This window comes from Streptomyces stoeckheimensis, assembly GCF_045822005.1.
Taxonomy (GTDB): Bacteria; Actinomycetota; Actinomycetes; order Streptomycetales; family Streptomycetaceae; genus Streptomyces; species Streptomyces stoeckheimensis.
In genome coordinates this window covers 8,135,827-8,153,372 of sequence record NZ_CP169550.1, presented here as the reverse complement: position 1 = coordinate 8,153,372, position 17,546 = coordinate 8,135,827, and the positions used below count along the sequence as shown (strand labels likewise).

20 protein-coding genes and 3 pseudogenes are annotated in these 17,546 nt (G+C 70.6%); 13 read left to right on the top strand and 10 right to left on the bottom strand.

Annotation, left to right across the window (positions count from 1 at the left end; translation table 11 throughout):
• Positions 1-14 precede the first annotated feature (14 nt).
• Positions 15-440 carry an anti-sigma factor antagonist gene (locus tag ACE1OC_RS37065; RefSeq protein WP_407840688.1) on the top strand — a complete coding sequence of 142 codons (426 nt, stop codon included), beginning with the start codon at positions 15-17 and terminating at the stop codon, positions 438-440.
• 173 nt (positions 441-613) lie between these two features.
• Positions 614-949: an ArsR/SmtB family transcription factor gene (locus tag ACE1OC_RS37060; RefSeq protein WP_204357614.1), complete on the top strand. Its 336-nt coding sequence runs from the start codon at positions 614-616 to the stop codon at positions 947-949.
• A 76-nt stretch (positions 950-1,025) separates the two neighbouring features.
• On the opposite strand, the gene ACE1OC_RS37055 is transcribed toward ACE1OC_RS37060, so the two are convergent.
• The 5 genes from ACE1OC_RS37055 to ACE1OC_RS37035 form a co-directional block, all read right to left on the bottom strand.
• On the bottom strand, positions 1,026-1,385 hold the full coding sequence (locus tag ACE1OC_RS37055) for a DUF6126 family protein (protein ID WP_407840687.1): 360 nt from the start codon (positions 1,383-1,385) through the stop codon (positions 1,026-1,028).
• Positions 1,382-1,759 (bottom strand): ATP-binding protein, encoded by a 378-nt coding sequence (locus tag ACE1OC_RS37050; RefSeq protein WP_407840686.1) that lies wholly within the window; start codon positions 1,757-1,759, stop codon positions 1,382-1,384. The genes ACE1OC_RS37055 and ACE1OC_RS37050 overlap by 4 nt, the downstream gene beginning before the upstream one ends.
• Positions 1,760-1,862: 103 nt before the next feature.
• Positions 1,863-2,039 carry a hypothetical protein gene (locus ACE1OC_RS37045; protein WP_407840685.1) on the bottom strand — a complete coding sequence of 59 codons (177 nt, stop codon included), beginning with the start codon at positions 2,037-2,039 and terminating at the stop codon, positions 1,863-1,865.
• A gap of 29 nt (positions 2,040-2,068) precedes the next feature.
• Entirely contained in the window at positions 2,069-2,569 is a 501-nt protein-coding gene (locus tag ACE1OC_RS37040) for a CBS domain-containing protein (protein ID WP_407840684.1), read from the bottom strand.
• A gap of 34 nt (positions 2,570-2,603) precedes the next feature.
• Positions 2,604-4,025 (bottom strand): MBL fold metallo-hydrolase RNA specificity domain-containing protein, encoded by a 1,422-nt coding sequence (locus ACE1OC_RS37035; RefSeq protein ID WP_407840683.1) that lies wholly within the window; start codon positions 4,023-4,025, stop codon positions 2,604-2,606.
• A gap of 177 nt (positions 4,026-4,202) precedes the next feature.
• Between ACE1OC_RS37035 and ACE1OC_RS37030 the strand changes: the two genes are divergently transcribed.
• The 6 genes and pseudogenes from ACE1OC_RS37030 (at position 4,203) to ACE1OC_RS37005 (ending at position 8,969) form a co-directional block, all read left to right on the top strand.
• Positions 4,203-5,279 carry a zinc-dependent alcohol dehydrogenase family protein gene (locus ACE1OC_RS37030; RefSeq protein WP_407840682.1) on the top strand — a complete coding sequence of 359 codons (1,077 nt, stop codon included), beginning with the start codon at positions 4,203-4,205 and terminating at the stop codon, positions 5,277-5,279.
• Positions 5,280-5,284: 5 nt separating this feature from the next.
• Complete coding sequence (locus ACE1OC_RS37025) at positions 5,285-5,971, top strand: helix-turn-helix domain-containing protein (protein WP_407840681.1); 687 nt, start codon at positions 5,285-5,287, stop codon at positions 5,969-5,971.
• A gap of 217 nt (positions 5,972-6,188) precedes the next feature.
• Positions 6,189-6,860 (top strand): annotated as a pseudogene (locus tag ACE1OC_RS37020) (glycoside hydrolase family 65 protein); the annotation flags it as partial.
• A 136-nt stretch (positions 6,861-6,996) separates the two neighbouring features.
• Complete coding sequence (locus tag ACE1OC_RS37015; protein ID WP_407840680.1) at positions 6,997-7,446, top strand: universal stress protein; 450 nt, start codon at positions 6,997-6,999, stop codon at positions 7,444-7,446.
• 428 nt (positions 7,447-7,874) lie between these two features.
• Positions 7,875-8,375 carry a flavodoxin domain-containing protein gene (locus tag ACE1OC_RS37010; RefSeq protein WP_407840679.1) on the top strand — a complete coding sequence of 167 codons (501 nt, stop codon included), beginning with the start codon at positions 7,875-7,877 and terminating at the stop codon, positions 8,373-8,375.
• Between the two features lie 309 nt (positions 8,376-8,684).
• The gene (locus tag ACE1OC_RS37005; RefSeq protein WP_407840678.1) at positions 8,685-8,969 is read left to right on the top strand and encodes a dsRBD fold-containing protein; all 285 of its coding nucleotides are present in this window, start codon (positions 8,685-8,687) and stop codon (positions 8,967-8,969) included.
• 259 nt (positions 8,970-9,228) lie between these two features.
• Here ACE1OC_RS37005 and ACE1OC_RS37000 read toward each other — a convergent pair whose 3' ends face one another.
• The 5 genes and pseudogenes from ACE1OC_RS37000 to ACE1OC_RS36980 form a co-directional block, all read right to left on the bottom strand.
• Positions 9,229-10,221 carry an Acg family FMN-binding oxidoreductase gene (locus ACE1OC_RS37000; protein WP_407840677.1) on the bottom strand — a complete coding sequence of 331 codons (993 nt, stop codon included), beginning with the start codon at positions 10,219-10,221 and terminating at the stop codon, positions 9,229-9,231.
• Positions 10,222-10,635: 414 nt separating this feature from the next.
• Positions 10,636-11,073 (bottom strand): annotated as a pseudogene (locus tag ACE1OC_RS36995) (CBS domain-containing protein); the annotation flags it as partial.
• A 13-nt stretch (positions 11,074-11,086) separates the two neighbouring features.
• Complete coding sequence (locus ACE1OC_RS36990; RefSeq protein ID WP_407840676.1) at positions 11,087-11,719, bottom strand: CBS domain-containing protein; 633 nt, start codon at positions 11,717-11,719, stop codon at positions 11,087-11,089.
• 109 nt (positions 11,720-11,828) lie between these two features.
• Positions 11,829-12,698 (bottom strand): universal stress protein, encoded by an 870-nt coding sequence (locus ACE1OC_RS36985; RefSeq protein WP_407840675.1) that lies wholly within the window; start codon positions 12,696-12,698, stop codon positions 11,829-11,831.
• Positions 12,699-12,731: 33 nt separating this feature from the next.
• Positions 12,732-13,400 carry a CBS domain-containing protein gene (locus tag ACE1OC_RS36980; RefSeq protein WP_407840674.1) on the bottom strand — a complete coding sequence of 223 codons (669 nt, stop codon included), beginning with the start codon at positions 13,398-13,400 and terminating at the stop codon, positions 12,732-12,734.
• 266 nt (positions 13,401-13,666) lie between these two features.
• On the opposite strand from ACE1OC_RS36980, the gene ACE1OC_RS36975 reads away from it, so the two are divergent.
• The 5 genes and pseudogenes from ACE1OC_RS36975 (at position 13,667) to ACE1OC_RS36955 (ending at position 17,544) form a co-directional block, all read left to right on the top strand.
• Entirely contained in the window at positions 13,667-14,575 is a 909-nt protein-coding gene (locus ACE1OC_RS36975) for a universal stress protein (RefSeq protein WP_407840673.1), read from the top strand.
• Positions 14,572-15,435, top strand: coding sequence for a universal stress protein (locus ACE1OC_RS36970; protein WP_407840672.1), 864 nt, complete (start codon positions 14,572-14,574; stop codon positions 15,433-15,435). Before ACE1OC_RS36975 ends, ACE1OC_RS36970 begins: the two co-directional genes overlap by 4 nt.
• 7 nt (positions 15,436-15,442) lie before the next feature.
• Positions 15,443-15,604 (top strand): cation-transporting P-type ATPase, encoded by a 162-nt coding sequence (locus tag ACE1OC_RS36965; RefSeq protein ID WP_407840671.1) that lies wholly within the window; start codon positions 15,443-15,445, stop codon positions 15,602-15,604.
• Positions 15,605-15,614: 10 nt separating this feature from the next.
• Positions 15,615-16,688 (top strand): annotated as a pseudogene (locus ACE1OC_RS36960) (HAD-IC family P-type ATPase); the annotation flags it as partial.
• A gap of 115 nt (positions 16,689-16,803) precedes the next feature.
• Positions 16,804-17,544 (top strand): cation transporting ATPase C-terminal domain-containing protein, encoded by a 741-nt coding sequence (locus tag ACE1OC_RS36955; RefSeq protein ID WP_407840670.1) that lies wholly within the window; start codon positions 16,804-16,806, stop codon positions 17,542-17,544.
• The last annotated feature ends 2 nt before the right edge of the window (positions 17,545-17,546 follow it).

Here is a 17,546-nt window from a genome sequence, read left to right as displayed (position 1 = left end):
CTGAGGAAATGACGATGACGATCGAGTGGCGCTACACCACCCACCCCGGCCTGGGCGTCCTGTCCCTGGCCGGACACCTCGGCTCGGATGCGATCGCGCGCTTCACCGGCGCGATCGGGTGGGTCCTTGCCCGCGGCACCGGACCGGTCATCCTCGACCTGAGCGGACTGCTCGGCTGGTCGGTGGGCGGACAGCTCGCCGTCGCCCAGGCGGCCCGCCGGCTCGCCGAGGAGGGCCGGCCCCTGGAACTCGCCTCGATCCCCGCGGACGGCTCCCTCGTCCCCGACGGCTCCTGCCCGCCGATCCCCGTCCACTGCGACCTTCCCGCCGCGCTGGCCGCCCACCACGCGGTGGGCGACGAGCAGCGCCAATGGAGCAGCGACCAGTGGCCGGCCGAGGGGGCCTGCTCCATGGGGACCGCGTTCGTCACGGAGGGCTGACGGCGAAAGCCCTCCGTGCGGGGCCGAACGTCACAAAGACGGGCCGCCTTGCGCCAGGAGTTGCGCTGATCTGCAATTGTGGAGGTCACAAGGTGTGTAGGGGCGAAAGGACGCCCCCTACGGCGAAACGGTTCTGGGTGGATGCGATGGGCAGTCGAGGCAGGGGTACCCAAGTGAGCGCACCGCTGTACCAGCTCAAGGCGGAGTTCTTCAAAACACTGGGCCACCCGGTCCGCATCCGCGTTCTGGAGCTGCTCAGTGTGCGTGAGCATGCGGTCGCCGAGCTGCTGCCCGAGGTCGGCGTCGAAGCCGCGAGCCTGTCCCAACAGCTCGCGGTCCTACGCAAGGCCAACCTGGTGATCACCCGCCGCGAAGGCGCGAACGTGTACTACCGGCTCACCAGCGACGAGGTCGTAGAGCTGCTGCGAGTTGCTCGCAGCATCCTCTCCGGTGTCCTTCAAGGTCAGGCCGAACTGCTCGCCGACCTTCGCGCCAACAGCCCCCGATAGCACGGGGCCAGGAACGGCGGCCGTCTCCCGTAGCGCGGGGTTCATCGCGCTTCTGACACCGGGAGACGGCCGCTTCCTACTTCTGTGCGTGCTGGCCCAGGTAGAACAGCAGCCACACGAACCCGGCGAACAGGTGCGTGCCGGCGATATAGAAGAAGGCACGCAGGGCGACACCCTTCGCCAGCCACCTCTCATGCTCCGCCTCTGCGCTCTCCTCGGGTTTGCCGCCGATCACGAGCCCGCTCCGTTCCCCGGCGTCCAGGGCATCCTGCGGGTGCGCGTACGGGCGCACGAGGACCTGCCTGCCGTGCTGCCCGGCCTCCGCAATGATGCCCGCGACCTCACCCGCCTCGACGGTACGGGCATCGGGCTCGCCGACAGTGCCCAGGTAGGTGATCTGGTACAGCTGGGCTTCTGGTCTGTGACTACTGATCACGGGGTTCCCTCCGGCAGGATGAAGCGGACCACGATGGTCTTGCCGCGCTCGCCCGTGGGCTCCACGCGGACGTCGCCGCCGTACGTACGGGCGAGTTCGGCCACGGTGCGCACCCCCTGCCCAGACGTACGCTCAGCGTCGGCCAGGGTCATGGGGCGCGGATCCAGGTCCCCCACGCCGACCACCAGAAGGTGTTCGGTCATCTGCAAGGTGACCTCGGCGTCCGGTGACTGCCGAGCGTGCCGTACCGCGTTGGCGACGAGTTCACTGACCACCAGCAGCACCGCCCCGAACAACGACGAGCTGCTCTCCAGGCCGAACAGCACGAGCGACCGCGCGGTGCGCTCGCGTGCGGACCGCACAGAACCCGGCACCAGCGGCACCGTCCACGCATGCCTGCGCGCCGACGCCGCCGGAGCCTGACCGCTCGAACGGCGGCCCATCACCGTGCAACCGGCCGGCTCGACGCCGCCGGGCTCACCGGCCGTCCTCGTCGCCCGTCGCCACGCCGTGATCGTGGGCCACACGCAGCGCGTCCTCCAGCTCGTCCGAGGCCTGCCCCTCTTCGAAGGCATCATCAGCCTCCCGCGCAGCCGCGAGACGAGCCCGCGCCACCCGGACCCGCTCCAGCGCCGCTTCCGCGAACCCAGCCACACCGCAACCCCCGTCCACCCAATCCGAAACTAGTAAATTGCATAACTCTGCAAGTCTAGCGGCTGCAAGCTCACCGGAGCCTCGCATCGGGCGGAGTCTGTGGATGCGGTACAGGTACTGCGTCGCGGACCTCGCCGGTCAGGGTGGCGATCCCTTGGGTCACGGTGACCTTGACGGCTTCGTGGGAGAGGGGGAAGAGGGCGGTCGACGACGGTGCGGCGTATCTCGGTGGAGAGTTCCTCGTCGGTGCGGAGGAAGACCTTGAGGAGGTCGGCGCGGCTGACGATGCCCTTGAGGATGCCGTCTGCGTCGACGACCGGGAGGCACTTGATGTGCCGGTCGGCCATGAGGTGGGCGGCCTGAGGAAGTGTGGCGTCGGGGCAGATCGTGACGGCCGGGGTGGTCATTATGTTCTCGGCGCGGGTGGAGCCGGCCTCGGCGGTGTCGCCGAGGTGGCGCATCTGCTCGACCAGGCCCGGGCGGTGCTCGTGAAACTCCTCCTTGGGCAGGAGATCGGCCTCGGAGACCACGCCGACGGCACACCGTGGGGACCGTCCGACCCGGTCAGCGGACCAGGACGGCCTCCCCGGACTTGGGTACGACGGCCGTCCATCCCAGTTCGTGGTCGATTCGGTCCCGCAGGGTTTCGGAGGCGGTCTCCTCGCCGTGGACGAGGTAGGTGGTGTGCGGGGCGGGGGCGGCGCGCAGCCAGTCGATGATCTGGTCGGCGTCGGCGTGCGCGGAGAAGTGCGGTACGTCGGCGACCTCGGCCCGTACCGGGACGTACTCGCCGAACATCTTGAGTGTGCGGGCGCCGTCGACGAGGTCGCGGGCGCGGGTGCCGGCGGCGGCGAAGCCGACGATGACCACGGCGTTGCGGGGGTCGGGCAGGATGCGGTGGAGGTGGTGCAGGACGCGGCCGCCAGTGGCCATGCCGGCGGAGGAGACGATGATCGCCGGGCCGGTGGTGTTGCTGATGTCGATCGATTCCTGGACGGTCCGGGCGGCCAGGAAGGGCTCCGGGCTGATCGCCGCCTCGCCCCGGGCGAGGATCTCGGGGCGCAGCTCGGGCGAGTGGGCCCGTACGGCGTCGCGGTAGACGTCGAGGGCGGCCAGCGCCATGGGGCTGTCGACGTAGACGGGTACGTGGCGGGGCAGGGTGCCGTCGCTGCGCAGGGTGGCCAGCTCGTGCAGGACGACCTCGGTGCGGTCGATCGCGAAGGCCGGGATGACCACGGTCCCGCCACGGGACAACGTCCGCGTGATCACCGAGGCGAATTCCCGGCGGGCGCTCTCGTGGTCGTGGCGGCGGTTTCCGTACGTCGACTCCATCAGCAGGACGTCGGCACCGGAGAAGGGCTCGGGCGGCAGGAGGAGCGGGTGGCCGGGGCGGCCGAGGTCGCCGCTGACGGCGAGGGTGTGGCCGTCTTCCAGGGTCAGGGACGCCCACGCGGAGCCGAGGATGTGACCGCCGTGGTGCAGCATCAGCTTCGTGCCGGCCATGATCTCGATCTCGCTGCCCACCGGTACCGGGTCGAAGTACTTGATCGTCTGGTCGACGTCATCGTCGTCGTAGAGCGGCTTGGCCGGGCGGTGCGTGGACCAGCCGTGCTGGTTGGCGTGCTCGGCGGCTTCCATCTGGAGGCGGGCGCTGTCGCGGAGCACGATCTCGGCGAGCCGGGCGGTGTGGGCGCTGGTGAGGATGGGGCCGCGGAAGCCGTGGCGGACCAGTCGCGGCAGGTAGCCGCAGTGGTCCAGGTGGGCGTGGGTCACTATGACGGCGTGAATGTCCGAGGCCTCGCAGGGCAGCTTGTCCCAGTTGCGACGGCGCAGGTCCGCGACACCCTGGAAGAGTCCGCAGTCGACGAGGATCCGGGCGTGATCGCTCTCTACCAGGAACTTGCTGCCGGTGACCGTCCGCACTCCGCCGAGGAACCTCAGCAGGGCCGGGCGGGCGGAAGCAGGAGACGGGGCTGACTGGGACATGGCAGCAGCCCTCCTTTCGGGACGGATGCCGGTCTCCACCGTCGCACCGGAACGCTCTGTCCGCTGGGGACCTACCGGCCCCGGATAGGGGCCGACCGGCCCAAGCCGGACGGAGGGGTACGGGCACAGCCTGACGGTGACTCCCTCCCGCGCAGCGCACAGAGAGAAGGCCGCGCCATGAAGGCACTCGTCTTCCACGGGCCTGGACAGACCTCCTGGCAGGACGTCCCGGACCCCTCCATCAAGGACGCCGCCGACGCGATCGTCCGGGTCGACGCCGTCACCATCTGCGGCACTGACCTGCACATCGTCAAGGGCGACGTCCCCGAAGTGACGCCCGGCCGGATCCTCGGGCACGAGGCCGTCGGGACCGTCGTCGAGGTCGGCGGCGATGTCCGCAGCGTCCGCCCCGGCGACCGCGTCCTGATCTCCTGCATCTCTGCGTGCGGCCGCTGCCGCTTCTGCCGCGAAGGGCACTACGGCCAGTGCCGCGGAGGAGGTGGCTGGGTCCTGGGCCACACCATCGACGGAACGCAGGCCGAATACGTACGCGTCCCCTTCGCCGACCTCTCCGTCTACCCGCTGCCCAGCGCCCTGGCCAGCCACGACGCCGTACTGCTCGCCGACATCTTCCCGACTTCCTACGAGGTCGGCGTGCTCAACGGCAACGTGCGCCCGGGCGACACGGTCGTCGTGGTCGGCGCCGGACCCATAGGCCTGGCCGCCATCGCCACGGCGCAGCTCTACAGCCCCGGGCGGATCATCGCCGTCGACCTCGCCGCGTCCCGGCTCGCTGCCGCGCGCGACCTCGGCGCCGATGCCACCGCGAACGCGGACGAGGAGCCCGAGCGGCTGGTGGAAGACCTCACCGACGGGCTCGGGGCGGACGTGGTCATCGAGGCCGTGGGCGTGCCCGAGGCCTTCGAGATGTGCACCCGCATGGTCCGACCGGGCGGCCGGGTCGCCAACATCGGCGTGCACGGCAAGCCCGCCGTCCTCCACCTCGAGGACTTGTGGATCAAGGACGTGACGATCACCACCGGTCTCGTCGACACCCACTCCACCCCGATGCTCCTGCGCATGATGGCCGCAGGCCGACTGCCCGGGGCCGCCATGGTCACCCACCGCTTCGAGCTGGACCAGATGGAGGAGGCGTACGACGTCTTCTCCCGCGCCGGAGACACCGGCGCTCTCAAAGTCGTGCTCGGCGGACCGCAGCACGACACCGTCGCCGTACCGCCCCAGGAGCAGTGAGTGCCGTGAAGAGCACACCGAGCACCCACCCGCAGCAGTCCGGCGAGATGACCGGACGCACCGACCTGGGCCGCCGCCTTGCGGCCCGCCGCGAAGCCCTCGGTCTGAGCCGCGACGAACTGGGCCGGCGGTGCGGCGCCGACGGCACGTACATCGCCTACCTGGAGGAGCACGCCGCGAGTCCTGCCATCGGCACCCTCGTCCGGGTGGCCGACGCGCTCGGCCTCACCGTCGACGACCTGACCGGCGTCAACGCCCACCGCGTCGCCGGCCGATCCACCGCCCGGCGCGACAGTACGCTCGTACCGCTGGACGAGACCGAATGCCGACGGCTGCTGAACACGCACGGCGTGGGCCGCATCGCCGTCTTCACCCCCGAAGGCCCGGCCGTCCTTCCTGTCAACTACCTGATCGCAGGACCCGACATCGCCTTCCGCACCTCCGCCGAAGCCGTCACTGCCAGAGCTGCCGGAACCGAGGTCGCCTTCGAGATCGACAACATCGACGACGTGACCGCCACTGGTTGGAGCGTGCTGGCCGTGGGTGAACTGGCAGCGGTCACAGACCCCGACGAGACGCACCACCTCAGCAACACGGCCCGCTCTCAGCCCTGGGCCGGCGGACCGCGTAGCCACTGGATGAAGGTCACCCCCGCCCGCATCACCGGCCGTCGCGTGGTGCACGACTCATGAACGAACTTCGGGCTGTCGTCTTCGACACCGACGGAGTGCTCCTCGCGACGGCCGACCGTCATGCGGCCGCCTGGAAGGAGACTTTCGATGGCTGCCTCCCCGAGTGGCAGCCATCGCAGGCCGGAGCACGACCGCGCCCGTTCGACGCCGTCCGCGAGTACCGGGACCTGATGGACGGCAGGGCCCGTCTCGACGGCGTACGCGCCTTCCTCGCTGCCCGCCACAGAGCGGCAGTTCCGGCAGCGAGGAGGCACCGCGGCTGCTCCTCAATCCGCGCTCCGGCCGCTGGCTTCCGGACCACTCCCGCCTCGAGCGCCACGTGGGGTCGGCCGTCGCCTGGAACGTGTGGCGGTACGGGCAGGCCACCGGCGACGCCGGATTCATGCACGGCCCGGGCGCCGAACTCCTCCTGCACATGGCCCACTTCTGGGGCGACGCGGCGACGTGGGACGCCGGCCTGGGCCGCTACCGGATCCGCGGCGTCGTCGGACCGGACGAGTATCACGACGCCTACCCGGATGCCGCCGATCCCGGCATCGACGACAACGCCTACACCCACGTCACCGCCGCGTGGGTACTGGCCCGCGCCCTCGACCTGTACGGGGAACTCCCGGCGGCCCGGCGCGCGGAGCTCCTCACTCAGCTCGGCGTCTGCCCCGACGAGCTCACCGTCTGGGAAGACGTGTCCCGCCGCCTGTACGTGCCGTTTCATCGCGGCGTGATCAGCCAGTTCCACGGCTACGGGGACCTCGCCGAGCTCGACTGGGACGTCCACCGCACCCGCTACCACGACATCCGCCGCCTGGACCGCATCCTTGAAGCCGAACGGGACACACCCAACCGCTACCAGGCGTCCAAGGAGGCCGCCACCCTCATGGTCGGCTACCTCGAACGCATTGCCGCAGGCCAGGAGCGGTGGTTCCGGCTCCCCAATGGCTGACGCGGTAGCCACCGCGGTTCCGCGTGGCGGTGCGTTCGTGATGCGCACACTGTGGATGTATCAGCCGTTGGGAAGGGTGAACGGAATGGACAGGCAGCATGAGGCTCCCCGGATCGTGGTGGGCGTCGACGGATCGCCCTCGTCCCAGGCCGCGCTGCGCTGGGCGGTCCGGTACGCAGCGCTGGTGAGCGGGCGAGTGGAGGCGGTCGCGGCATGGGACCTGCCCGGTGCCGCGTCGTGGTCGGCCCCGGCGGTCGACGCCACGTTCGACGAGGAGGAGGCCGAGCGGCGTCTGGTCGAGGAGGTCAGCACGGTCCTCGGTGAGGACGGTGCCTCCTCCGTGCACCAGCGCCTGGTGCGCGGCAATCCGGTCGATGTCCTGGTGGATGCGGCAGAGGGTGCGGACATGCTGGTCGTGGGCAGCCGCGGTCGCGGCGGCTTCCGCCGAGCCCTGCTCGGTTCGGTGAGCCAGCAGGCGGCGGTCCACGCGCCGTGTCCGATCACCATCGTCCGGGCGGACGTGTCCGTCCCGTAGCCCCACCTTGACACGCTTGGCGTTCGGCCCAGCCACTCCTTCGTCTCCGCGCGCAGCCGGGCCGTCCCGGGAGCCGAGCCCACCGTCGTGCGCACGGGCACGGCCGGGTGCCCCTGGTCGGGTCTCACTCAACCGAGGGCGCGCAGGCCTACGCGGTGGTGGTAGGCCCTTCCGGACGGGCTGTGTTGAGGAGCAGGTTTGCGGCGACGACCCGGCCTGCGCCGCCTTCCTCGTCCGCGTCGGAATCAAGTCGATCTCCGTAGCCCCTGACAGCTTCGCCGCTGCCAAGCAACACCTCGCCGTCGAGGAAGGCCGCTTCGGAGAGGACCGAATGGCCTCAGTAGGGGTCCGTCCGGCCCAAGCGGACCGGCCCGCGGCCGCGTGACAGTGGTATCGGCCCCTCGCCACGGAACCAAGGAGCACCCGCCATGAGCACCAAGCGAGTCCTGGTCGCCTACGGCACCAAACACGGAGCCACCGCCGGCATCGCCGAACAGATCGGCACGACCCTCCGGGAGGACGGTCTCGACGCCGTCGTACTGCCCGCCGACGATGTCCACGACGTCCGCGCCTACGACGCCGTCGTCCTCGGCGGCGCCCTCTACGCCGGCCACTGGAGCAGCAAGGCCAAGCACTGCGCAGAACGCAATGCCGCCTCCTTGCGGCACCGCCCGGTGTGGATGTTCAGCAGCGGCCCGCTCGACCGCTCGACCGAGGAACACGACATCCCGCCGGTCTCCGCCGTCGCTCGGGAGATGCAGCTGATCGGAGCGCGCGAGCACATGACCTTCGGCGGCAGCATGACGGCCCACACCCCGGGCTTCCTCGCCAAGGCGCTGAACCGCCAGGGCAAGGGCGGCGACTTCCGCAACCCCGAGCGCATCCAGAAGTGGGCCCACCACATCAGCGCCGAGATCGTGGCCGCCTGAAGGGACGGCCCTGCTCCGGTACGCACCAGCACGGAGGCGTGCCATGCACCACCGGGCGAAACGGACGGGGGCCAACCCGCTCAGGCGTGATGCCGACCGCACCCGGACCCGTCTGCATCCGCCTTCGCGCTGACCTGCCTGCCGTCCGTCACGGACGGCAACCGAGCCGCCGCTCACCGCGAGACCTGCCGCCTTGGGATGTCGTCCTCCTCATCTCGGCCCCCACCGCTGGTCTGGGGAAGCGACGAGGTCCGACGCTGGGCCCGACGCCGGCACCACTGCTACTCCTGATCCGATCGGAGGCACACCATGTCGCACACGACCGAATGGAAGACCCACCTCTACCTCTTCGAGGAAGATCACGCGACCAAGGTCCGCATCGAACTCGACACCGGAACCACCCGCCTCACGGGCCACGGCACCGCGCGCTGCAACCCCACGGACAGCGACGTGCCCGAGATCGGCGACGAACTCGCGGCCGCCCGGGCGCTCGAGAACCTGGCGATGCAGCTCAAGCGCACCGCCTACACCGACATGGCAGCAGCGGGGACCGCACCGCGGCACGCCCCCCTCTCGGCCTACGACCTTGGGTGAACAGGCAGGTCTCCAGCAGCAGACTCAGACTGGACCCATGGGTGACGGGCCGGCCATCGAGCTGACCGGGCTGACCAAGAGGTACGGGCCGGTGATGGGAGTCGACAGCCTGAGCCTCACAGTTCGACCGGGTGAGGTGTTCGGCTTCCTCGGGCCCTCAGCCCCTTCCACTACTACGCCCCGGGCGACGCCCTGGCCGAAGGCGGCGTACTCTGGCCCCAGCTCGGGATCGAGCGTCTACGCGGCGTTCCGCCGGCTTCTACTCCCGGATTTCCATGACCTCGGCCAACGGGCGGCGAGGCGTGTCGGGGCCTGCGGGGCCGTAGCCGAGGCGGAAGACCATCTGCACGTGCCCCATGGCCGCCACCGGGTCGCGCAGCGTCCACCGCAGCTCCGGCCATTCCAGGGGATGGGATGTCATCGAAGTGGCAAGGCCATCAGCGGTGGCCTGCAGAAGGACGCGCTCCATCGCCTGGCCGGCACGCAGCCAGTCAGCTCTCGTGTCCCCTTCTGTGCTGAGCAGAGCCAGCTGCGGCCGCTTCTCGAACACGGCCCAGCCGCGATCCGGTATCGGGTTGGCCCAGCCGAAGTCGCGCACGGGGGTGGGACCGCCGGAAGCCTTGGGTCCGAATGCGGCGGCGGGAATGCCGTCGCGGCGTGTGCCCGTAGCGCTCTGCGGGTGGGAGGTCCAGCCCGTGGTCTCCGCCCGGGCGAGCGGATCGATTTCCTCGCGGTGTTCCGCGTCCCGTACCAGGCCGAGCACGGTGTCGATGTGCCAGGTGTCCGGAACAGTGAGTTGGCAGCCCTCCAAGCGGGCCGCAGCCCACAGACCGTCCAGCAGTGGAGTCGGCACTGGCTCCTCGCCGAAGGGGTACCGACTGGTGTGCCGACGCCGGATGGCGTCGTGCAAGGAGCCCAGCTCGCGGTCCGTGCCCGCCGTTTCGTCGATGGTCACCGTGGCGAGCAGCCATGGTTCGGAGTCGTCGGGCAGGAGCTGCACACGAACCGGAAGACCGATCCAGGCCGCGGACACGCGCAGGTTGAACAGTGCCGCGGCGCAACCGAGGTGGAGGCCACGGTGGTTCGGGTCGGTTCGGTTCATGGCGCGTTCCGGATCGCCGTACAGAGCAAGCTCACCGCTGCCTACATGGAACACGAACCTCCACGGCTGGGCGTTGTGCATGGACGGGGCGGTGACGGCGTCGCCGACGAGCCGCATGACGGTATCGGGGTCGAAGTATGTTGCGGTCACGGGACTGTTCCTCTCTGTGCGGCCTCAGTCGTGCGCCACGACGGCGACCGGTGAGGTGGCGTGGTGCATCACCGCGTGGGTGATGGGGCCTATGCGGGCGCCGAGTACCAGACGGCAGATGCGACGGCCGACTACGGGGGTGTCGGTCTCGGGAAGGGTCGCCGAGGCGGTCGATCCAACGATGAACCCGGCGACCAGAGCCGCGCCGCGCAGTTCGGCTTCGGTGGCGGCCCGGTCGGCTGCGGCGCTGCTGGCGCTCGATCCGTCCAGACCTACCGTGATCCGGTTCGACATGATGTTCCTCCTGGGTCGAAGAACCGCCGCTTCCAGGCTCTTCCGCTTGCGGGGCCTCTGGGAAGGACCGAGCGGCCCAACCGGGGACCGACCGGCCCTGCTCGCCAGCTCAGCCCCGTTCGGCTGCGGCACGGTGCCGCTGAGCGTCACCAGGCCGTCGTCGACTTCGACGGTGATGGCCGAGGGAGCTAGGCGGAGTGTCCGGGTGAGGACGTCCTCGAGGATCTCTTCCTGTATCGCTTGGTCGCGGCGGAGGAAGAGCTGGACCAGATCGCTGCGGCTGAGTACGCCGACCACGCGGCCTTCGACGTCGACGACCGGCAGCCGCTTGACCTGATGCCGCTGCACGATGCGGGCCGCGCGGACCACGCTCCACTCGGGTCGGGGTGTGACGGCCGGGCTGGTCATCAAGCTCCTCGGGTGCCCGGTTTCGTCGACGACGGGCATTGCGGTGATGTCGAACTCCTTCAGGAGTCGAGCGATCTCCTTGAACGTGGTCGTGCGGCGGACGGTGACGGCGGTGTGCGTCATCAGGTCCGCGGCACTGCGGTGCCTCATGGCGGTGGTGCCTTCAGGCGGAGACGGGGGCGGTGAAGTCCGCCTTGACGTCGACGACGCCCGGTACGGTACTGGCGGCGCGTACGACGATGTCTTCCATCGCGGGGTCCGGCAGCGAACCGTTGAGGTAGGCGATGCCGTCGGCGACGTGGACGTGTACCTCGACGGGACCGTGCACGTGGACGTGCCTTTCGGTGGGAACTTGCGGGAGTAGCTGGTACATGATCAGCTCGCGGATCTCGGCGCCGATGTCCTCGTCCGGGCGCAGGAAGACCTTGAGCAGGTCGCCGCGGCTGACGACGCCGGCGAGTCGGCCGTCGCCGTCGACGACGGGAAGGCGCTTAAGGTGCCTGCGGGCCATCAGACGCGCCGCGGTGGGGATGGTGGCGTCCTTCGTGACGGTAACGGCCGGGCGGGTCATCAACTGCTCGGCCGCGGTGTCGTGGGTCGTGTCGGTGCCTTGGGTCTTGAGCAGCAGGTCGGCTTCGGAGACGACGCCGGCCACCTGTCCGTCCTGGGCCAGGACGGGGAGCGCGCTGATGTTCCACATCCGCAGTTGTTCCACGATGTCCTTGAACGCGGTTCCTCGGTCGACGGAGATCACGGCGTGTGTCATGACGTCCTCGACGGTGCGCAGGTGCTTCATGGTCTTCCTCCTCAGTGGGACGGCCGTGCTCGTGATGGTGTGAGGGGCGACCGTCCGTGGGTAGGGCCGTCCGGGGCTTTGAAGTGGCCTGGCCACCGGTGCCGCTCCTTCAGTCGTGGGCGATGACGGCTACGGGGGCTGCCGCGTGGTGCAGGACCGCGTGGGCGACCGAGCCCAGGTGCGCCCCGAGGGCGGAGCGGCGAAGATGGCGCCCCACGACGACGAGTCCCGCTCCTTGCGAGGCCCGGACGAGATGCTCGCCCGCGGATCCCATGAACACGTTGTGGCTGACGTTCACGTCGGGGAACTTGCGCTGCCAGGGCAGCAGCATGTCGTCCACCATGTGTGTGACGCTCCTGCCGATGTCCCGTTCGTTGTCCGGGTCGAAGAAGGGGACGTAACTGTAGGCGGCCGGCATCTTCCAGCCGTGCACGGCCCGCAATGTACAGTCGCGCCGGGCTGCCTCTTCGAAGGCGAAGGCCAGTACCCGGTCGCACGCTTCGTGGATGTCGACCCCAACGACGACCTCGGCTCCGGAGCCGGTGCCCGGGCCGTCCGGGTCGTCGGCGATGCGAACCATGACGACCGGGGTGTCGGTCGCGACCACGGTGGACATCGCCACCGAGCCGACGACGAAACCGACCAGGCCGCCCAGACCGCGCGATCCCAGGACCAGCAGCCCGGCGTCGGCGGCCTCGGCCGCGAGAGCGGCTGCCGGCCGTGCCGTCAGGCAGCGGGTCGTGATCTCCAGGTGCGGGTGGCGCCCGTGCAGCTCCGTCGCGGCCTCGGCCAGAGCCTGGTCCGCCCAGCGGTCCACGTCCTGGCGGCCCAGTCCGGGGAACACCGGGTCCAGGGGCCAGTCGACGGCGTGCACGAGGCGTAGCGGCACCTGCCGCAGGACGGCCTCGTGCGCGGCCCAGCGTGCTGCTGCCCGGCTCTCAGGGGAGCCGTCGACTCCGACGGTCACGTGGTTCTTCATGACTTCGATTCCCTTCGTACGGTCCGGCGCTCATCACCACGGCATGGCGTGCCGGGCATGGTCCCCGTGCATGCTTGCCGTGTCGTCGGTGCGGGCGGTGACGCGTGATGCCACGGCGACGACCCCGTCGAGTTGTTCGACGAGGCCGAGAAGCGCAGGGAGCTGACTCCGGCGCTCGACATGGCCTTCCAGAGTGACGATGCCGTCGACCACATGGACGTCGACGTCACCGGCCGGCACACCGAGCACCTCCGTGAGGACCTCGTCGGTGATACGCCGGCGCATCTCGGAGTCCGGGCGCAGGAACAGGCGGAGCAGGTCCCGGCGGGTGACGATGCCGACGAGCCGGTCCTCCACGTCCACGACGGGGAGTCGTTCGATGCCGCGACGGGTCATCAGCCGGGCGGCGTCAGCCACTGTCTCCTCGGCGTGAACGGTGACCGCCGGCGCGGACATGACCTCGCCCGCGGTGGGCGGACCAGGCGCCGGGGGGCTCTGCTCAGAGAGATGGGAGCCTGGCACCGTGTAGGCCAGCAGGTCCGTCTGCGAGACGACGCCCACCACGCGGTCCTCGTCGTCCAGGACAGGGACTCCCGAGATGTCGTACTGGGCGAGGAGCTTCGCGACGTCCTTGAAACCGGTGCCCGGGGCCACGGACACGACCTCGTCGGTCATCAGGTCCGCCACCTTGAGATGCTTCATGAGGCCCTCCTGCTCCGCCGTGTCACGCGGGGCTGATGTCCGGTGTGGGGTGTGGGGTGTGGGGTGTGCCCCCACCATCCGTCGAAGGCCGCCGGCGATCGAGGGCCGAACGGTCCCGTCCGGGGGGCCGCAAGGGCCCGAGGTGTCCGGTCGACGACGATGGGGACCTTTGGTCCCGTCTGCGGTCCCGGGCGGCCCTCTTGCCGAAACGCCGGCGGTGCCACCGTGGGTGGTGTCCCTCATCGGCTTCTCGGTTGGGAGGAACCGTGGAAAGCGCATTCCGCACCCCGGACACCAGCTCGGTCACCGTCGGCGTGGACGGCTCACAGTCGGCACGCGTCGCTGCCCTGTGGGCGGCCAAGGAGGCCGCACGCCGTGACCGTCCCCTCCACATCGTCTACGGCTCCGACACGGACGGCAGGGCCTTGTACGTGTCGGCGGAGACCATCGACCGTATCCGTGTCAACGGCCGGACCATCCTTGACGACACGGCGAAGGCCGTGTCGGCCGAGTACCCCGGGTTGAACGTGACCACCGAGTTCAGCCGCGCGAGCGCCATCGACAGCCTTCACCGGGCCGGCGGGCTCCACGGCACGGTCGTGGTGGGCAACCGCGGCCTGGGCGGTTTCAACTCCCTCATGCTCGGCTCGGTCGGGCTGGGCACCGCGGCCATCGCCATGACGCCCGTCATCGTCGTCCGGGGCATCGACGGGGCCGAGGAGACCGGCACGGTCCTCGCGGCGATCCGCGATGAGCACGACCTCCTGATCGCCCGGTACGCCGCCCGGGAAGCCGAGCTGCACAAGGCCTCCCTGCGGCTCCTGCACGTGTGGAACGTGCTCCAGTCCGTAGGTGAGGTGGTCAGCATGCTCGACGGTGTCAACGAGATCGCCGGCGGCCACGCAGAGACCCTTCGGGCCGTCACGGACGTGGTCCGCGGCGAGTTCCCCGACCTGGAGGTTCGGGCCGATGCGGAGAAGAGCATCTCCGTGGCCGGTGTCCTGGTCGAGGCGTCCCGGCACGCCGACCTGCTCGTCATGGGCGGCCGCCGGATCCCGGGGGCCCTCGGACTCGCCCCCAGCCTGGGCAAGGCCACGCACAGCCTGCTGCACCACGCCCACTGCCCCGTCCTCCTCATCCCCCGGACCGGCAGCGACTTCGGGAGCCGGTCATGACCATCCACCCGACAGGAAGCCATGACATCGTCGTGGGCATCGACCCGGACAGGGACTGGCACCTTTCCCTCGCCTGGGCCGCCGACGAGGCACAACGGCGCCGGCTCCCGCTGCGCCTGGTGCTCGCGGTACCGCCCCAGCACGACACCCATCACGTCGACGACGACCCCGGTCAGACGGCCCTGCGGCAGGCCGCATCCGACAGGCTCGGCCAAGCGTGCAACTGGGTGCGTGCCCGCCACCCCGAGGTGGCCGTCACCGGCGATCTGCTCGGCGGCTTCCCCGTCCCCGTCCTGGGCGGCGCGGCGCGAGACGCACGCATGATCGTCCTCGGCTCCCGGCACCTGAGCCGCACCGCCGAGTTCTTCAGCGCCGGCTCGCTCGTGGTCCCCGTCACCGCCCAGGCCCATTGCCCGGTCGTCGTCGTGGGCGACGCCGAACACATCAGCCAGCAGCCGCCCTACGTCGTCGCCGGTATCGACGGCAGCGCGTCCGCCACTGCCGCGCTGGACTTCGCCTTCGACGAGGCCGACCTCCGGGGGGCGGCGCTGCGGGTCGTCTGCGTATGGCAGCCGCCGCTCATCATGCTGAACGACGAAGAGGTGGCACTGCACGCCCGGCGCACCCTGCTCTCCGAGGCCACCGCCGGCCTGTCGGACAAGTACCCGGACGTGCACGTGACGCACGAAGTCCTCACCGGCCACCCCGTCGAGGAACTCGCCCGGGCCGCCGAGCACGCCCTGGCCGTCGTCGTGGGCCGCCGCGGCCGCGGCGGATACACCGGCATGCGCATCGGATCCGTCGTCCACGGCCTCCTGCACCGCGCGCACTGCCCCGTGATCACCGTCCCCACCGGCTGAGCCCGCCGTGACCAGCCGCGCGATCGAAACGCCGTCCGTCGCCTCCTCGGCCCCGACAGGGCTGACACGGGCCGAGGCCGAACGCCGGCTGGCCCGCTACGGACGCAACGAGGTTGCACCTCCGCGACCCACACCTCCTCCGCCGCCGGGTACTGGCGCAGCTGCGTGATCCGCTGATCATGGTGCTGCTCGGTGCCGCACTCCTGACCATCGCGATCGGCGACCACCCGGACGCCGTCGTCATCGGCCTGGTGGTCGTCTTCAACACGACCGTGGGAGTGGCCCAGGAGGTCCGGGCGGACCGCGCGGTCGCCGCGCTCTCCGCTCTCTCTGCCCCGCACGCCCGGGTGCTGCGCGACGGGGCCGCCTACGAAGTGTCGGCAGCGCTCGTGGTGCCGGGTGACAGCCTGCTGCTGGGCGAGGGTGACATCGTCGCCGCGGACGCCGATCTCACCGAGGCATCCGCTCTCCTGATGGACGAGTCGATGCTCACCGGCGAATCCGAACCCGTCGCCAAATCCACGGGTGACGTGGTCAGCGCCGGCACCGTCGTGGTGCGCGGGCGGGGTGTGGCGACGGCCACGGCCACCGGATCCGCCAGCGCCCTCGGCCGGATCGCAGCCCTCCTCGACGGGGACCACGAGCCGACACCGCTCCAGCGCCGCCTCGCCTCCCTCGGCCGCGTCCTTGCCGCCGTCACCCTCGCCCTGTGCGTGCTGTTCTTCGCCCTGGGCCTCCTACGCGGCCTCGGCGTGAGCACGATTGCGGTCACCGCCATCAGCCTGGCCGTCGCCGCGGTGCCCGAGTCCCTGCCCGCCGTGGTCACCCTCGCCCTCGCCCTCGGAGCCCGCCGTATGGCGGCCCGCGGCGCCCTGGTCCGGCGCCTGCCGGCCGTGGAGACACTGGGCTCGGTGAGCGTGCTGGCCACGGACAAGACCGGCACCCTCACCGAGGGCCGCGTGGTCGTCCAGCACCTGTGGACGCCGTCCGGAGCCGCGGACGTGTCCGGCAGCGGATACGAACCTCAAGGAGACCTGACCCGGGCCGGACGCTCCCTGACGCCCGAGCAGCTCCGCCCCGTGCAGGAACTGCTCACCACGGCAGCCCTGTGCAACGACGCAAGTCTGAAACCGCCCCGGAGCGACTCCGCAGCATGGACGGCCGTGGGCGACCCCATGGAGGCCGCACTGCTGGCCGCCGCTGCCAAGGCAGGCTGCCCCGACCCCGCCGAGCTGCACCGGGACTGCCCCCGGATCGGAGAAGCACCGTTCGACAGTTCGCGTAAGCGGATGACCACCCTGCACCACCTGCCCCGACGGCAACGTCCTGGTCTGCCTCAAGGGGGCGCCGGAGAGCGTCCTGGCTCCCATGGTGCTCTCCGAGCCGCCCGAGGTCCTGGACCAGGCTCGCCTGCAAGCTGCCCAGCTGGCCGTGCACGGATTCAGAGTCCTGGCGGTGGCAGGCGCCGAACGGCTCCAGTGGAGTCTGCCCGCCGCCGAGGCGGAAAACGGACTGAGCCTTCTCGGCCTGATCGCCATCAGCGATCCGCCGAAAGCGACCGCCGCCACCACTTTGGCTGGCAGGCCCCTTGCTCGGCCTTGCCCTCCCTCTTGGGCGGGCCAGATCCTGTGGATCAACCTCCTCACCCACGGCCTGACCGGCGTGGCCATGGGGGCCGAACCGGCCTCGCCAGAGGCCATGCGGCGCCCACCCCGGCCGCCCGGACAGCACATCCTGGCCGCAGGCGTGTGGCAACGCCTCCTCATCCTCGCTGCGGCCGTGACGGCTTTCAGCTTGATCGCCGGCATCGGCGCGCGCTCCATGGGCCTGCCCTGGCAGAGCGTGCTCTTCCTGTCCCTGCTCGGAGCCCAGCTGGGCGTGGCCCTGGGACTGAGGGCCCGGCTGCTCACCACCCAGAACCTCTCCCTCCCAGCCGCTGTGGCGGCCTCCGCCCTCCTTGCGATGGCTGCCCTGCACCTTCCCGCTCTGCAGTCGCTGCTGGACGCCCAACCGGTGGGCCGGGCCGGCATAGGGCTCGCCGCCGCGGCAGCCCTCGCGGCATTCGCCGCCGCCCGGCTCCTGCGCGGCGCATTCCACAGAAAGGCATGATC